General features: G+C 67.8%; 17 protein-coding genes. 7 read left to right on the forward strand and 10 right to left on the reverse strand.

Features of this window, described 5'->3' with window-relative positions:
- Window positions 1–417, forward strand: a complete 417-nt coding sequence (locus ACFVWG_RS28110) for a nuclear transport factor 2 family protein (RefSeq protein ID WP_391546421.1) — start codon at window positions 1–3, stop codon at window positions 415–417.
- A gap of 40 nt (window positions 418–457) precedes the next feature.
- Here the strand turns inward: ACFVWG_RS28110 and ACFVWG_RS28115 are convergent, their stop codons facing one another.
- The 8 genes from ACFVWG_RS28115 to ACFVWG_RS28150 all read right to left on the reverse strand — a co-directional run bounded on the left by ACFVWG_RS28115 (window position 458) and on the right by ACFVWG_RS28150 (window position 5987).
- Window positions 458–781 carry a DUF2469 domain-containing protein gene (locus ACFVWG_RS28115; RefSeq protein ID WP_012922325.1) on the reverse strand — a complete coding sequence of 108 codons (324 nt, stop codon included), beginning with the start codon at window positions 779–781 and terminating at the stop codon, window positions 458–460.
- Window positions 778–1479, reverse strand: a complete 702-nt coding sequence (locus tag ACFVWG_RS28120) for a ribonuclease HII (protein WP_391546422.1) — start codon at window positions 1477–1479, stop codon at window positions 778–780. The genes ACFVWG_RS28115 and ACFVWG_RS28120 overlap by 4 nt, the downstream gene beginning before the upstream one ends.
- 38 nt (window positions 1480–1517) lie before the next feature.
- The gene (lepB, locus tag ACFVWG_RS28125; RefSeq protein ID WP_391546423.1) at window positions 1518–2297 is read right to left on the reverse strand and encodes a signal peptidase I; all 780 of its coding nucleotides are present in this window, start codon (window positions 2295–2297) and stop codon (window positions 1518–1520) included.
- A complete protein-coding gene (gene lepB, locus ACFVWG_RS28130) occupies window positions 2294–2923 on the reverse strand; it encodes a signal peptidase I (protein WP_391546424.1) in 630 nt (209 codons plus the stop codon). The genes lepB (ACFVWG_RS28125) and lepB (ACFVWG_RS28130) overlap by 4 nt, the downstream gene beginning before the upstream one ends.
- Window positions 2924–3064: 141 nt before the next feature.
- Window positions 3065–3427, reverse strand: a complete 363-nt coding sequence (gene rplS / locus ACFVWG_RS28135) for a 50S ribosomal protein L19 (protein ID WP_391546425.1) — start codon at window positions 3425–3427, stop codon at window positions 3065–3067.
- Window positions 3428–3616: 189 nt separating this feature from the next.
- The gene (gene trmD / locus ACFVWG_RS28140; RefSeq protein ID WP_391546427.1) at window positions 3617–4813 is read right to left on the reverse strand and encodes a tRNA (guanosine(37)-N1)-methyltransferase TrmD; all 1197 of its coding nucleotides are present in this window, start codon (window positions 4811–4813) and stop codon (window positions 3617–3619) included.
- Window positions 4810–5364, reverse strand: coding sequence for a ribosome maturation factor RimM (gene rimM, locus ACFVWG_RS28145; RefSeq protein ID WP_391546428.1), 555 nt, complete (start codon window positions 5362–5364; stop codon window positions 4810–4812). The genes trmD and rimM overlap by 4 nt, the downstream gene beginning before the upstream one ends.
- A 35-nt stretch (window positions 5365–5399) precedes the next feature.
- Window positions 5400–5987 carry a helix-turn-helix domain-containing protein gene (locus ACFVWG_RS28150; RefSeq protein ID WP_391546429.1) on the reverse strand — a complete coding sequence of 196 codons (588 nt, stop codon included), beginning with the start codon at window positions 5985–5987 and terminating at the stop codon, window positions 5400–5402.
- Window positions 5988–6128: 141 nt separating this feature from the next.
- Between ACFVWG_RS28150 and ACFVWG_RS28155 the strand changes: the two genes are divergently transcribed.
- Genes ACFVWG_RS28155 through ACFVWG_RS28180 form a run of 6 tightly spaced genes read left to right on the forward strand, consistent with a single transcriptional unit; the run spans window position 6129 to window position 12514 of the window.
- Window positions 6129–7007, forward strand: a complete 879-nt coding sequence (locus ACFVWG_RS28155) for an ABC transporter substrate-binding protein (protein ID WP_391546430.1) — start codon at window positions 6129–6131, stop codon at window positions 7005–7007.
- Window positions 7008–7009: 2 nt separating this feature from the next.
- Window positions 7010–7846: an amino acid ABC transporter permease gene (locus ACFVWG_RS28160; protein ID WP_391546431.1), complete on the forward strand. Its 837-nt coding sequence runs from the start codon at window positions 7010–7012 to the stop codon at window positions 7844–7846.
- Window positions 7846–8598 carry an amino acid ABC transporter ATP-binding protein gene (locus tag ACFVWG_RS28165; protein WP_391546589.1) on the forward strand — a complete coding sequence of 251 codons (753 nt, stop codon included), beginning with the start codon at window positions 7846–7848 and terminating at the stop codon, window positions 8596–8598. The genes ACFVWG_RS28160 and ACFVWG_RS28165 overlap by 1 nt, the downstream gene beginning before the upstream one ends.
- A gap of 1 nt (window position 8599) precedes the next feature.
- Window positions 8600–9547 (forward strand): agmatinase, encoded by a 948-nt coding sequence (gene speB, locus ACFVWG_RS28170; RefSeq protein WP_391546432.1) that lies wholly within the window; start codon window positions 8600–8602, stop codon window positions 9545–9547.
- Entirely contained in the window at window positions 9540–11102 is a 1563-nt protein-coding gene (locus ACFVWG_RS28175; protein WP_391546433.1) for a thiamine pyrophosphate-binding protein, read from the forward strand. The genes speB and ACFVWG_RS28175 overlap by 8 nt, the downstream gene beginning before the upstream one ends.
- Window positions 11099–12514, forward strand: coding sequence for an aminobutyraldehyde dehydrogenase (locus ACFVWG_RS28180; RefSeq protein WP_391546434.1), 1416 nt, complete (start codon window positions 11099–11101; stop codon window positions 12512–12514). Before ACFVWG_RS28175 ends, ACFVWG_RS28180 begins: the two co-directional genes overlap by 4 nt.
- A gap of 53 nt (window positions 12515–12567) precedes the next feature.
- On the opposite strand, the gene ACFVWG_RS28185 is transcribed toward ACFVWG_RS28180, so the two are convergent.
- Window positions 12568–12819, reverse strand: coding sequence for an RNA-binding protein (locus ACFVWG_RS28185; protein WP_391546590.1), 252 nt, complete (start codon window positions 12817–12819; stop codon window positions 12568–12570).
- Between the two features lie 5 nt (window positions 12820–12824).
- Window positions 12825–13328, reverse strand: coding sequence for a 30S ribosomal protein S16 (rpsP, locus tag ACFVWG_RS28190; RefSeq protein ID WP_391546435.1), 504 nt, complete (start codon window positions 13326–13328; stop codon window positions 12825–12827).
- Window positions 13329–13387: the final 59 nt, after the last annotated feature.

Consider the following 13387-nt stretch of genomic DNA (forward strand, 5'->3'; position numbering starts at 1 on the left):
ATGACCGACAACGAATTCCAGCTCTCGACCGCACCGGCCGACGTGGTCCGGCGTCAGTACCTGGCCTCGGCCGCGGGTGACCTTGAAGCGCTGCGGGCGACCCTGGCCCCGGATGTGGAGTGGACCGAGATGGCCGGCTTCCCGCTCGCGGGCACCTATCGGACGCCGGGGGGCGTCACCACCAACGTGATGGAGAAGCTCGCCGGCGCATGGGACGACTGGGCCGCTCACGACGACACCTACGTCGTGGACGGGGAGAACGTCGTCGTACTGGCGCGCTACACCGCCGCGAACAAGGTGACCGGCCGGTCGATCAACGTCCGGGTCGCCCACCATTTCGTCGTCCGGGGTGGGCTGATCGTCCGCTTCGAACAGTTCGTGGACACTGCCAAGGTCCGCGAGGCGATGACTGCGTGAGGTGGCCGACACCGCGCTCCGGCGGAGGCCGGGGCGCGGGTCAGCGGCCGAAGTCGGAGTCTTTGGGGACCTCGAGGTCGGACTTGGCGAGTTCTTCGATGTTGACGTCGCGGAAGGTGACGACCTTGGCGTTCTTGACGAAGCGGGCGGAACGGTAGACGTCCCAGACCCAGGCGTCGGCCATGGTCACCTCGAAGTAGACGTCGCCGCCTTCGGTGCGGACCTTGAGGTCCACGGCATTGCACAGGTAGAAGCGCCGTTCGGTCTCAACGACGTACTTGAAGATCCCGACGACGTCCTTGTACTCCCGATAGAGCTGCAGCTCCATATCGGTTTCGTACTTCTCGAGATCATCTGCACTCATCTACCGCTCTCCACTCCGGTGGGACTGGTGACATTCTGTCCCATATCGGGCCGCAGACTGCGGCGGACATTCTCGAACCGCCGTCGATGTTGTGGGCACGGGCCGTATTCGTCCAGTGCCGCCTGGTGTTCGGGGGTGCAGTAGCCCTTATGGACGGCGAAGCCGTACTGCGGGTACTCCTGGTCCCAGTGCTCCATCACGCGATCACGGGTCACCTTGGCGATCACGGATGCGGCGGCGATACAAGCTGCCACGCGGTCACCCTTCCAGATCGCCAGACCCGGTACGCCGAGGCCGTCGACACCGAAGCCGTCGGTCAGCACGTACGACGGGCGCACGTCGAGGCGGAACAGGGCCCGGCGGAGCGCCTGGAGGTTCGCCACGTGCATGCCGAGGCGGTCACACTCCGGCGCCTCGATCGAGACCACCGACCAGGCCAGGGCGCGGTTGCGGATCTCCTCGTAGCAGCGCTCGCGGGCCTTGGCGGTGAGCAGCTTGGAATCGGCCAGCTCGGGGATCTGGCCGCGCTTGCCCTCCGGCAGGATCACCGCGGCGGCGACCAGCGGGCCGGCACACGGTCCACGGCCGGCCTCGTCGACACCGGCGATCGGATCCAGGCCGACCCGGCGCAAGGCCCGCTCGTACCCGTACAGCCCGGCGTCACGGCGCACCGTGCTCCCGCGGGGCAACGCGCTCATCCAACCCTCCGCATCACAGAGACCACCCTAGGCGGGTACTACTTGGGCGGTGGCGTTAGCGAGATCGACGGCTTGGCCGGCGGCGGGCCGGCCGCGGGCGGCACCTGCTTGAAGGTGTCCGGTACGCCGAGCTTCGCCCAGCGACCCGCCGGCCAGACGACCAGGATCGCGCGGCCGGTGACCTTGTCCAGGGGGACGAAGGCCGCGTCACCGGGGTTGCCGCCGTCGGCGTCGACGTCCTGCAGGTGCACCCGGGAGTCGCCGGAGGCGGATCGGTGGTCACCCATCACGAAGATCCGGCCGGCCGGAACGGTGACCTGGAACTCCAGCTGCGAGGCGGCGTCACCGGGGTACAGGTACGGCGTCTCCTCCAGCGGCCGGCCGTTCACCAGCAGGCGGCCCTTGGTGTCGCAGCACTCGACCTTGTCGCCCGGCATCCCGATCAGGCGCTTGATCAGGTGACCGTGGCTGGAGTCCGGCAGCAGGCCGACGACCTCGAAGAACCGGCCGACCGAACCGCGCTTCTGGCCGCTCTCCTCGGCGCCGAGCCAGCCGCCCGGATCCTCGAAGACGACCACGTCGCCGCGCTTGACGTCGGTGAGCTTCTCGACGACGACCCGGTCACCGACCAGCAGCGTGTTCTCCATCGACTCGCTCGGGATGATGAACATCTGCCCGACGAAGGCCCGCAGGATCGAGGAGACGATCAGCGCCCCCACGACGATCAGCACGAACTCGCGAGCGGCGGCCGCGAAGCCGGAACGATGGGCGGGTTTGGCGGGTGTGGCGTCGTCCGTCTTCGTCGGTGTATCGGTCACTTCTTCAGCCCCGGCTTCTTGAAGGTTTCCGGAGGACGCAGCATCGTCATCCGGTCAGACGGCCAGATTACGCAACAGGCCCGGCCAACCACGTTCTCGATCGGGACGAACCCGCCACCCGGGCCGCCCATATGGGCACGGGAGTCCGCCGACTGGGCCCGGTTGTCACCCATCACCCACAGATGACCGGCCGGTACGACGACGCTGAACGGCATGTCCGAGGGGTGCGCGTCCTTGAGCAGGTACTCCCGCTCGTCCAGCGCGATCCCGTTCACCGTGACCCGGCCGTTGCGGTCGCAGCAGACCACCTTGTCGCCGGGCAGCCCGATCACCCGCTTGACCAGGTGACCCTCACCGCTGCGCGGCAGGATGCCGACGAACTCACCGACCTGGCGCAGCGCACCAGGCTTCGTCGGCTCCTCGTTCAGCCAGTTGGCGGGGTCCTTGAAGACGATGATGTCGCCACGCTCGACGTCACGATGCAGGTAGCTGACCTTCTCCGCGAGGATCCGGTCGTCCTTCGTGAGCGTGTCGTACATCGACTCCGAGGGCACGTAGAACGCTTCCGCGACGAAAAGCCGCAGCACCACCGTGATGACGAGTGCGAGCACCGTCACGGTGGTCATCTCGACCAGCAGACTGAGCAGCGGATTCCGCTGCTTCAGCCTGCGGTGACGTCCCTTGCTGCGACGTGCCCCCCGAGGTGCCGAGCGAGGGCGAGCACGAGTCGCAGTGCTCGGCGCCATGGGTGGTTGTTGTTACGAGGCTCAGGAGGCCGGGATGTTGTCCCGCTTCTCCTTGATCTTGGCTGCCTTGCCGCGCAGCTCGCGCAGGTAGTACAGCTTGGCGCGACGGACGTCACCGCGGGTGACGACCTCGACCTTCTCGACGATCGGGGTGTGCAGCGGGAAGGTCCGCTCGACACCGACACCGAAGCTGACCTTGCGGACCGTGAAGGTCTCCTGCAGGCCACCACCGTGGCGGCGGATCACGACGCCCTTGAACACCTGGACACGGGACCGGTTGCCTTCGACGACCTTCACGTGCACGTTCACGGTGTCACCGGCGCGGAAGGCCGGGATGTCGTCGCGCTTGCTCGCGTTGTCGAGCTCGGTCAGGATCTTGCTCATCAGGTGTCTCTTCTCTCGCGCGTGCCACAGGTCACCCACGAAGTGGTTGGTGATGAAGTCATCGAAAAGCTGCCGATCGGTGGTCACCCCCTGTGGCAGGAGCACCGAAAGAGCAGCAGCAGACAATCTTGCCACATGCCCCACACAGTGACGAAATCCGCCCAGGTGATCAGCACAGGGTGAGCACGGTCATTTCTTCCGGCGGCGCTTGGCGAGGTGCACCAGGTCGACCTTCGGGGTCTGGGCCTCCCGCCGGACCTCGCGATAGCCGGCCTTCTGGTACAGGGCCAGGTTCCGGTCGCTCCGCCCGCCCGTGTTCAGCTCGTACCCGGTCACCTCGGCCGGCGCGAGCTTCTCGACGGTCCGCAGCAACCGGGTCCCGAGGCCGCGGCCCTGCCAGTCCGGAGCGACGACGATCCGCCCGATGTACCCGACCGAGCCGTTGACGGTCAGCTGCACCGATCCGACGATCCGCGTACCCGCCACGGCCTTCAGTACCAGCCCCTCGCGCAGCCGCTCAGCCGCCGCCTCAGGCGTCTCCAGCAGCGGCGGGATCGCGTACTCGTCGTACAGGCGTCCCTCGGAGAGGAATGCGGCCAGTTGCAGCGTGTGGATCTCCCCTGCATCACCAGAAGCAGCCGGCAGGATCCGGATGCCGTCGGCATCCTCCTTGGCGGCCAGTACGTCGCCCCAGGCGGCCAGCAGGTCCGGACGGCGTTCCGCGGTGCGGCTGATGGACTGCTCGTGCCGCCACTCGGCGATCTTGCCGTGGTTCCCCGACAGCAGGATCTCCGGTACGTCGTGCCCTCGCCAGCTCACCGGCTTCGTGTAGACCGGGTACTCCAGCAGGCCGTCACCAGAGTGCGACTCCTCGGCCAGTGACTCCGGATTGCCGATCACACCAGGCAGCAGCCGGGCCACCGCCTCGACCATCACCAGTACGGCGACCTCTCCGCCGTTCAGCACGTAGTCGCCGATCGACACCTCGTCGACGCGCATCCGCTCCCCCGCGTACGCCGCGACCCGCGCGTCGATGCCCTCGTACCGGCCACACGCGAACGCCAGCCAAGGCTCCTCGGCCAGCTCGTAAGCGAGTGCCTGGGTGAACGGCCGCCCAGCAGGCGTCGGCACGATCAGTCGCGGCTGCTCCGCAGCACCGGGAGGCGCGACCGCGTCCAGTGCCTCACCCCACGGCTCCGGCTTCATCACCATGCCCGCGCCACCGCCGTACGGGGTGTCGTCGACGGTCCGGTGCCGGTCGTAGGTCCACTCGCGCAGGTCATGCAGCCGGACGTCCAGCAGACCGCTCTGGGCCGCCTTGCCGACCAGTGAGACGTCCAGCGCGGCCAGGTACTCCGGGAAGATCGTGAGGACGTCCAGCCTCATTGGCCCGCGTCTCCCGGCTGCGACGGCACCACCTCGGCGCCCTCGGGGTCGAGCAGACCAGGCCGATCGGCCACGGTCACATAGCCGGCGTCCAGATCGATCTCCGGAACCAGCTCCTCGACCAACGGCACCAGTACGGCGTTGCCCGCGGGCCGGCGGATCTCCAGCAGGTCCTGGGACGGCAGGTGGATCACGTCGATCACCTCACCCGCCTCCTCACCTGTGGCGGTGCGGACCTTCAGACCGATCAGCTCGCGGTCGTAGTACTCGTCGGGGTCCTCGGGCCGCTCGTCCTCGCCGATCTCGGCCTGGACCTCCAGATTGCGCAGCAGCTCCGCAGCGGTCCGGTCCGCCGAATCGACGAACTTCACCAGTAGCCGCCCGCTGTGCCAGCGGCTGGATTCCACGGTGAGCGTCCGGGGCGGGTTGGAGGTGGTGACGAGCTTCGCGCCGTCGGCGAAGCGCAGGTCCGGGTCGTCCGTGCGGACGATCATCCCGATCTCGCCCTTGATCCCGTGCGCCCGGCCGATCCGACCGACAATTACCAGCACCGCTAGTTCCTCTCCAAAGACAACGACACAGTGTCTCAGGCGCTGCCGCTCCAAGGCGCAGGGGTAAGCACCCAGACCAGCTCAGCCGGCTCCGTCGGACTGGAGTTGACCCATGTGTGCGGCTCGCCACCAGGGAAGGTGAGCGCGTCACCAGCCGCCAACTGCACCCGGCGATCGGTGAACAGCATCTCGATACTCCCGGCGATCACGTACACCACTTCGTACTCACAGTTGATCGTGTAGAAGTCCGAACCACCGGTGCCACCCGGTTCGGCATCGGTGTGCACCACCTGGACCCGGGACTGCCCGCGCGGCGTCATCAGCCGCTCGTCGACACCGGCTCCGCCCAGATTGATCGCCGGGGCCCCATCACGCCGTACCAGCGCGACGTCCGGCACGCTGAACAGCGACCCGACGTCCAGGCTCATCACCTCGCACAGGGTGATCAGCGAGGCGACGCTCAGCGACGTCTCGTCCCGCTCGACCCGACTGAGGAAGCCCTTGGTCAGCCCGGCGGCCGAGGCGAGCTGGTCCAGCGTGTAACCGTGCGCCTGCCGGGCGGCCCGCAACCGGGTGCCGATCCGGATCTCGTTGTTCGACGGCGACACCGGCAACGGACGCATCGAGGGTCCTTCCATCAGGTGAAAACAGGCGGCAAGTCCTTGACACCCAATCATGCCGCCCCCGATGCTCGTACGACAACCTTTGTTGCCTGTCATGAAACATTCTCGAAACATCGCCCCGACCGTCCGGGAGAACCCACCATGCGGATTCCAACCGTCGCCCTCGTCGCACTAGCCCTCGTCGCGACCTCGTGCGCAGCGCCCGATGCGGTCGACGCCCCCACCGGCGCATCGAGCAGTACGGCGCCCGCCCTGACCAAGGACGACGCCGCGGCCGCGCTGCTGCCCGACGCGATCAAGTCCGCCGGAACCGTCCGGGTCGCCTCCGGGGTGAGCTTCCCGCCGATGGAGTTCTTTGCCGAGGACAACAAAACCGTGCTCGGCTTCGACGCCGACCTGGGCGCGGCGCTCGGTCAGGTGCTCGGCGTGAAGTTCGAGTTCCAGAACACCAACTTCGACGGGATCATCGGCGGCCTGAACGCCGGCCGCTACGACCTCTCGCTGACCAGCATGATCGATAAGAAGACGCGGCAGGAGACCGTGGACTTCGTCGACTACCTGAACTCCGGCGTCACCTTCATGGTTGTCAAGGGCAACAAAGACGGGCTGAAGGACAAGCAGGATCTCTGCGGCCGCAAGGTGGCGGTCGAGAAGAGCGCGACCGGCGACCTGACCGCCGACGACATCGCCAAGGAATGCAAGCTCACCAAGCTCCCGTTCCCCGACCAGGCCAGCGCGGTCCAGGCGCTGCAGTCCGGCCGCGCCGACGCCGTACTGGCGCTTGACCTCACCCTTGCCTACAACGTCAAGCAGGCGCCCGACGCCTTCGAGATCGTGAGCAAGCCGTTCGGCACGCTGCCCGTCGGCATCCCGGTCCCGAAGAACAACCCGAAGCTGCGCGACGCCGTCCAGGCCGCGTTGAAGAAGGTCATCGAGAGCGGCACGTACGACGCTTTGCTGGCCAAATGGAATCTCACCGACCAGGCGCTGAAAGACGCGCCGATCAACCAGGGCAAGTGAGCATGAGCACCGCGGACGAGCCGATCGTCAAGCTCCGCCATCCGGGCCGCTGGGTGGCGGCGGCCGTGATCGCCTTCCTGCTGGTCGTGTTCGTGCACTTCGTCGCCACCGCACCGAAGCTGCGGCTCGATCTGGTGGTCGGCTACCTGTTCGAGAAGTCGATCATGCTCGGTCTGGTCAAGACCCTGCAGCTGACCGTGATCGCGATGCTGGTCGGTGTCGTGCTCGGCACCGTCCTCGCGGTGATGCGCCTGTCGGAGAACCCAGTCCTGCGATCAGTCGCCGGCGGCTACGTCTGGCTGTTCCGCGGTACGCCGATCCTGGTGCAACTGCTCTTCTGGTTCTTCCTCGGCACCGTGCTGCCGCAGATCAGCATCGGTCTGCCGTTCGGCGGAACCGACCTGGTCAGCTGGCCGACCAACACAGTGATCACCCAGTTCACCGCCGCGATCCTGGGGCTCGGACTGAACGAAGCGGCGTACATGGCCGAGATCGTCCGGGCCGGGATCGGTTCGGTCGACAGCGGGCAACGCGAGGCGGCCGAGGCGCTCAGCATGAGCCCGTGGATCACCTACCGGCGCGTGATTCTGCCGCAGGCGGCGCGGCTGATCGTGCCGCCGACGGCCAACCAGACGATCTCGATGCTCAAGCTCACCTCGCTCGTGCTGGTGATCGGCCTGCCGGAGCTCACCACGACCGCCCAGCTGATCTACGGCCGCAACTTCCAGCAGATCCCGCTGCTGATCGTGGCCAGCCTCTGGTACCTCGTGCTGACCACGATCCTCACCATCGTGCAGAACCGGTTGGAGAACCGCATGAGCCGTGGAGTCCGCCGATGATGGTCGAGGCGGTCAACGTCCGCAAGTCGTTCGGCGATGTCGAGGTGCTGAAAGGCATCGACCTCAGCGTCGACGCCGGTGAGGTTGTCTCGCTGCTGGGGCCGTCCGGCTCGGGCAAGAGCACGTTCCTGCGCTGCATCAATCACCTGGAGCGCATCGACGGCGGCGAGATCAGTGTGAACGGCGAGCTGGTCGGCTACCGGCGCCATGGCGGTCGCAAGTACGAACTGCGACCCAGGGAGACCGCTGCGGCCCGACGGCACGTCGGGATGGTGTTCCAGCGGTTCAACCTGTTCCCACACCGCACTGCCATCGAGAACGTGATGGAGGCACCGCTCTTCGTCAAGCACGAGACGCGTGCGGCAGCTCGCAGCCAGGCGCTTGCGCTGCTCGACCGCGTTGGCCTTGCGGACAAGGAAGCGGCGTACCCGGCCCAGCTGTCCGGCGGCCAGCAGCAGCGGGTGGCGATCGCCCGCGCGCTCGCGATGCGGCCCACGCTGATGTTGTTCGACGAACCGACCTCCGCTCTCGACCCCGAACTGGTCGGCGAGGTGCTCGAGGTGATGAAGGGCCTGGCCGCCGAGGGCATGACGATGATCGTGGTCACGCACGAGATCGGCTTCGCCCGGGAGGTCTGCCATCGGGTGGTCTTCATGGACGGCGGCGTCGTCGTCGAGGCCGGCCCGCCCTCGCAGGTGCTCACGAACCCCAGTCACGCCCGGACCCGGACCTTCCTGCAGAAAGTGCTCTGAGATGACCAATGCCATCGGCCCTGTCGACGCGACCAAGATCCCCCGGTACGGCGGCCCGCCCACGTTCGCGCGGTTGCCGCGGATCGATGAGGTGGCGCGCGCGGATATCGCCGTGATCGGCGTCCCGTTCGACTCCGGTGTCAGCTACCGGCCGGGCGCGCGCTTCGGCCCCAGCCACATCCGGGCGTCGTCGAAGCTGCTGCGTCCTTACAACCCGGTGCAGGACGTAGAGCCGTTCGCACTCCAGCAAGTGGCCGATGCTGGTGACATCGCCTGCAACCCGTTCGACATCGCCGAAGCGGTGCAGCAGATCGACGCGGGTGTGCGCGAAGTGGTCGGCTTCGGCGCCAAGCCGCTGACGATCGGCGGCGACCACACCATCGCGCTCCCGTTGCTGCGGGTGATGCACGAGGCGCACGGACCGATCGCGGTCGTCCACTTCGACGCACACCTGGACACCTGGGACACGTACTTCGGTGCACCGATCACGCACGGTACGCCGTTCCGCCGCGCCTCCGAGGAAGGGTTGATCGACCAGACCGGCTCGCTGCACGTGGGCATCCGCGGCTCGCTGTATTCACGCGAGGACCTGACCGACGACCAGGTGCTCGGCTTCCAGGTGATCGGCGCGCATCAGTTCGATGACCACGGATGGCGTGGGGCGGTGGACCGGATCAAGGCGCGGGTCGGTGATCGGCCGACGTACGTGTCGCTGGACATCGACGTACTGGATCCTGCGTTTGCGCCAGGGACCGGGACGCCTGAGGCGGGCGGGATCACCAGTCGGGAGTTGTTGCAGATGCTGCGGGCGTTCGCCGAGCTGGACCTGGTCGGTGCGGACATCGTCGAGGTGGCGCCGGCGTACGACCATGCGGAAGTGACCGGGATCGCGGCTGCGCATGCGGCGTACGAGTTGATCAGCGCGATGGCACCTCGGACCGATGGCTGACGCGGTCACGGGCGGCGCGGCCGTCGTGGACAGCTTGGTGGCCAACGGTGTGCGGCATGTGTTCGGCATTCCGGGCACGCACAATCTGGAGATCTACCGCTACCTGCCGGCCTCGGGGATCCGGCACGTCGTGACGCGACACGAGCAGGGCGCCGGGTACGCCGCGGACGGGTATGCGCGGGTGACGGGTGGCGCGGGCGTGCTGATCACCACTTCGGGACCAGGGATCACAAACGCGATCACTGCTCTCGCAACGTCGTACGCCGATTCCGTGCCGACGCTCGCGATCTCGCCCGGCCCGCCCCGGGGCATGGTCGGGAAGGACATCGGCTGGCTGCATGAGCTGAAGAACCAGCAGGGTGCGCTCGACGCGGTCTGCGACCGAAGCATCCGGGTGGAGACCGCTGACGAACTGCCGGAGGTGATCGCGGACATCTTCGCCGGGTTCACCTCGAGGCGGCCGCGGCCGGTGCATTTGGAGGTGCCGGTCGATGTCCTGGAAGGCGAGTGGGTACGGCGCTCTGCCGTCGCCGCGCCGCCCTTTGAGCCGACCGCAGTCGATGCCGACGGGATCGCCGAAGCGTTTGCCCAAGCGCAAAGACCGCTCATCATCGCCGGTGGTGGCGCACGAGGCGCGGCCGCCGAGATCCGCGCGCTGGCGGCGAACGGCGTACCGGTGCTGACGACGGTCAACGGCAAGGGCATCGTCGACGAACGGGATCCGGTCGCGCTCGGGGCGTCGATCCGGCTTCCGGCGGCGCACCGGGTGATCTCGGAGGCAGACCTGGTGGTTGCCGTCGGCACCGAACTCGGGGACTCGGACCTCTGGGGTGGTGTGGCGCAGGCCGCCAAGGTGATCCGCATCGACGTCGACCCAGGACAGCTGCACAAGAACCTGAAAGCCGACCTCGCCATCACCGGCGACGCCCAGCAGGCGCTGCAGATCACGACCAAGCGCTTCGACACCGCGCATGTCGCCGAGTGGCAGAAGGCGATCCGCGCCGACGCCGATCAGGACGCCGGGCCGTGGGCCGCGATCCAGGAGTCCCTGGCCACTGCGCTGCCCGCCGACACCGTGGTCGCGGGTGACAGCTCGCAGGTCACCTACTACGGCACCGTGCACCACTGGCCGTTCACGACCACCAATCGGCTGCTGTACCCGACCGGCTACGCGACTCTCGGCTACGGACTGCCGGCCGCGATCGGCGCGAAGATCGCGCAGCCGGACCGACCGGTGATCGGACTGTTCGGTGACGGCGCGGCGATGTTCACGATCCAGGAGCTGGTCACCGCGACCGAGCTCCGGCTCCCGCTGCCGATCGTCGTGGTGAACAACGGCGGGTACGCCGAGATCCGCGAGCAGATGGTCGATCGCGGCATCACCCCGCTGGCCGTCGACCTCTACCAACCCGACCTCCCGGCCATGGCGCGCGCGATCGGTGCTCACGGCGTCGAGGCCGCGTCGGCCGCCGTACTGGGTGAACTCGCCGCCGAGGCGCTGACCGCGGACCGGCCGACCCTGATCCAGCTCACCATCGACGGGACCCCCACGTGACGACCCTGACCAACGTGATCGGCGGCAAGGCCGTCACAGCAACCCACGCGATGGAGTTCGTCGACCCGGCCACCGCACAAGCCCTCGGTACGGCGCCTCGGTCGCGCGAAGCCGAGGTGGACGCGGCAGTTGGAGCGGCGGCTGATGCCTTCCCCGGATGGCGCCGTACGACGCCCGCGCAGCGCCAGCAGGCGATCCTCGCCCTCGCCGATCTGGTCGAACAGCACGCGGATGAGCTCATCGAGTGCGAGGTCCGCAACACCGGCAAGCCGCGCGCAGCGACGCGGGAGCTCGAGCTACTCCCCTGCATCGACCAGTTGCGCTTCTTCGCCGGTGCGGCCCGAGTGCTGAACGGCATCGCTCAGGCGGAATACGAGGCCGGCTTCACCTCCTCGGTACGGCGGGAGCCGGTCGGCGTGGTCGCCCAGATCACGCCGTGGAACTACCCACTGATGATGGCCATCTGGAAGATCGCACCAGCACTCGCGGCCGGGAACACCGTCGTACTGAAGCCGGCCGACACCACACCGTGGAGCACTGTCCGCCTGGCCGAGCTAGCGCAGGAGGTGCTGCCGCCGGGCGTGCTCAACGTGGTCTGCGGGGACCGCGACACCGGCCGGTTGCTCGTCACGCACCGGCGGCCGGACATGGTCGCCATCACCGGCAGCACTCGTGCCGGTGCCGAGGTGATGGCCGCGGCGGCTCCGACCCTGAAGAACGTCCACCTGGAGCTCGGTGGGAAGGCCCCGGCGCTGGTGTTCGCCGACACCGACCTGCGTCGGACAGCCGAGCAGATCGCGTTCACCGGGTTCTTCAACGCCGGCCAGGACTGCACCGCCGCGGCCAGGGTGCTGGTGGAGCAATCGGCGTACGACGAGTTCGTCACCGAGCTGAGCGCCGCAGCGCGAGCCAACCGGGCGGGTGCGCCGGATGAGGCAGACGTCGCGTTCGGGCCACTGAACAGTGCGGACCAGAAGGGCCGGGTCGAGGAGTTCCTGACCGGGCTGCCGGATCACACCGAGATCGTCGCCGGCGGTACCGGACGCGGGCCGGGCTACTTCCTCGACGCAACGGTGATCGCCGGGGCGCGGCAGGACGACGACGTGGTCCAGCGGGAGATCTTCGGCCCAGTGCTGACCGTGCAGCCGTTCACCGACGAGGCCGAAGCGATCCGCCTCGCAAACGGGGTCGACCTCGCACTGGCTTCCAGTGTCTGGACCACCGACCACGCCCGCGCCACCCGCCTGGCCGCCGAACTCGACTTCGGCACCGTCTGGATCAACTGCCACCAACTCCTGCCCGCCGAACTACCGCACGGCGGCTTCAAACAGTCCGGTACCGGCAAGGACCTCTCGATCTTCGGCCTCGAGGACTACACCCGCCTGAAACATGTCATGAGCGCCTGGAGCTAAAGATGCGTGAAGGCCGCGCCCCCAGCGGGGACGCGGCCTTCCTGCGGAGCTCTTTAGCGGCGGGGCCGCTTGTTGAACTCGTCGACGAAGTCGATGCGCAGCGACTGCTCGGCGCTGAGCGCTCCGACGACCGTACGGATCGCGGTGGCGGTCCGGCCGTTACGGCCGATCACCTTGCCGATGTCGTCGGGGTGCACGTGCACCTCGAGCGTCCGGCCGCGACGCAGGTTGCGGGACCGGACGCTCACGTCGTCCGGGTTGTCCACGATGCCTCGGACCAGGTGCTCCAGCGCCTCGGTCTCCATCACCGTCAGGCCTTGGCGTCGTCGGCGGCCGGAGCCTCGACAGCGGCCTCGTCAGCCTTGGGAGCCTCTTCGGTCTTCGCCTCAGCGGCGTCGGCCTTCGGGGTCTCGTCCTTGGCAGCGGCCTTCTTCGCCGTCTTCTTGGCGGTGACGGCCTCGGTCTTCAGCGTGCCGTGGGCCTCGGCCAGCGCCTCGTTGAAGATCTCCTGCTTGTCCCGCTTCGGCTCCTTGACCCGCAGCGGGGCCGGAGCCTCCAGGCCCTTGAACTTCTGCCAGTCACCGGAGGCCTTGAAGATGGCCTCGACGGCCTCGGTCGGCTGCGCGCCGACGCCCAGCCAGTACTGCGCCCGGTCCGACTCGACGTGGATGAACGACGGCTCGGCCTTCGGGTTGTACTTACCGATCTCCTCGATGGCGCGGCCGTCACGCTTGTTGCGGGCGTCCATCACGACGATGCGGTAGTGCGGCGCACGCTTCTTGCCGATGCGCTTCAAACGGATCTTGACTGCCACGTTTGCGGGAACTCCCTTGGGATTACAGGTCTTGGGTGAGTAGCACAGCGTCGTGGGGA

The sequence above is a fragment of the Kribbella sp. NPDC058245 genome (genome assembly GCF_042882005.1).
Classification (GTDB): domain Bacteria; phylum Actinomycetota; class Actinomycetes; order Propionibacteriales; family Kribbellaceae; genus Kribbella.

What these genes read in the sequence shown, in the direction of transcription:
- ACFVWG_RS28110 (WP_391546421.1), top strand. Translation starts at nt 1, where the DNA reads ATGACCGACAACGAATTCCAGCTCTCGACCGCACCGGCCGACGTGGTC.
- ACFVWG_RS28115 (WP_012922325.1), bottom strand. Translation starts at nt 781, where the DNA reads ATGAGTGCAGATGATCTCGAGAAGTACGAAACCGATATGGAGCTGCAG.
- ACFVWG_RS28120 (WP_391546422.1), bottom strand. Translation starts at nt 1,479, where the DNA reads ATGAGCGCGTTGCCCCGCGGGAGCACGGTGCGCCGTGACGCCGGGCTG.
- lepB (WP_391546424.1), bottom strand. Translation starts at nt 2,923, where the DNA reads ATGACCACCGTGACGGTGCTCGCACTCGTCATCACGGTGGTGCTGCGG.
- rplS (WP_391546425.1), bottom strand. Translation starts at nt 3,427, where the DNA reads ATGAGCAAGATCCTGACCGAGCTCGACAACGCGAGCAAGCGCGACGAC.
- trmD (WP_391546427.1), bottom strand. Translation starts at nt 4,813, where the DNA reads ATGAGGCTGGACGTCCTCACGATCTTCCCGGAGTACCTGGCCGCGCTG.
- ACFVWG_RS28150 (WP_391546429.1), bottom strand. Translation starts at nt 5,987, where the DNA reads ATGCGTCCGTTGCCGGTGTCGCCGTCGAACAACGAGATCCGGATCGGC.
- ACFVWG_RS28155 (WP_391546430.1), top strand. Translation starts at nt 6,129, where the DNA reads ATGCGGATTCCAACCGTCGCCCTCGTCGCACTAGCCCTCGTCGCGACC.
- ACFVWG_RS28160 (WP_391546431.1), top strand. Translation starts at nt 7,010, where the DNA reads ATGAGCACCGCGGACGAGCCGATCGTCAAGCTCCGCCATCCGGGCCGC.
- ACFVWG_RS28165 (WP_391546589.1), top strand. Translation starts at nt 7,846, where the DNA reads ATGGTCGAGGCGGTCAACGTCCGCAAGTCGTTCGGCGATGTCGAGGTG.
- speB (WP_391546432.1), top strand. Translation starts at nt 8,600, where the DNA reads ATGACCAATGCCATCGGCCCTGTCGACGCGACCAAGATCCCCCGGTAC.
- ACFVWG_RS28175 (WP_391546433.1), top strand. Translation starts at nt 9,540, where the DNA reads ATGGCTGACGCGGTCACGGGCGGCGCGGCCGTCGTGGACAGCTTGGTG.
- ACFVWG_RS28185 (WP_391546590.1), bottom strand. Translation starts at nt 12,819, where the DNA reads ATGGAGACCGAGGCGCTGGAGCACCTGGTCCGAGGCATCGTGGACAAC.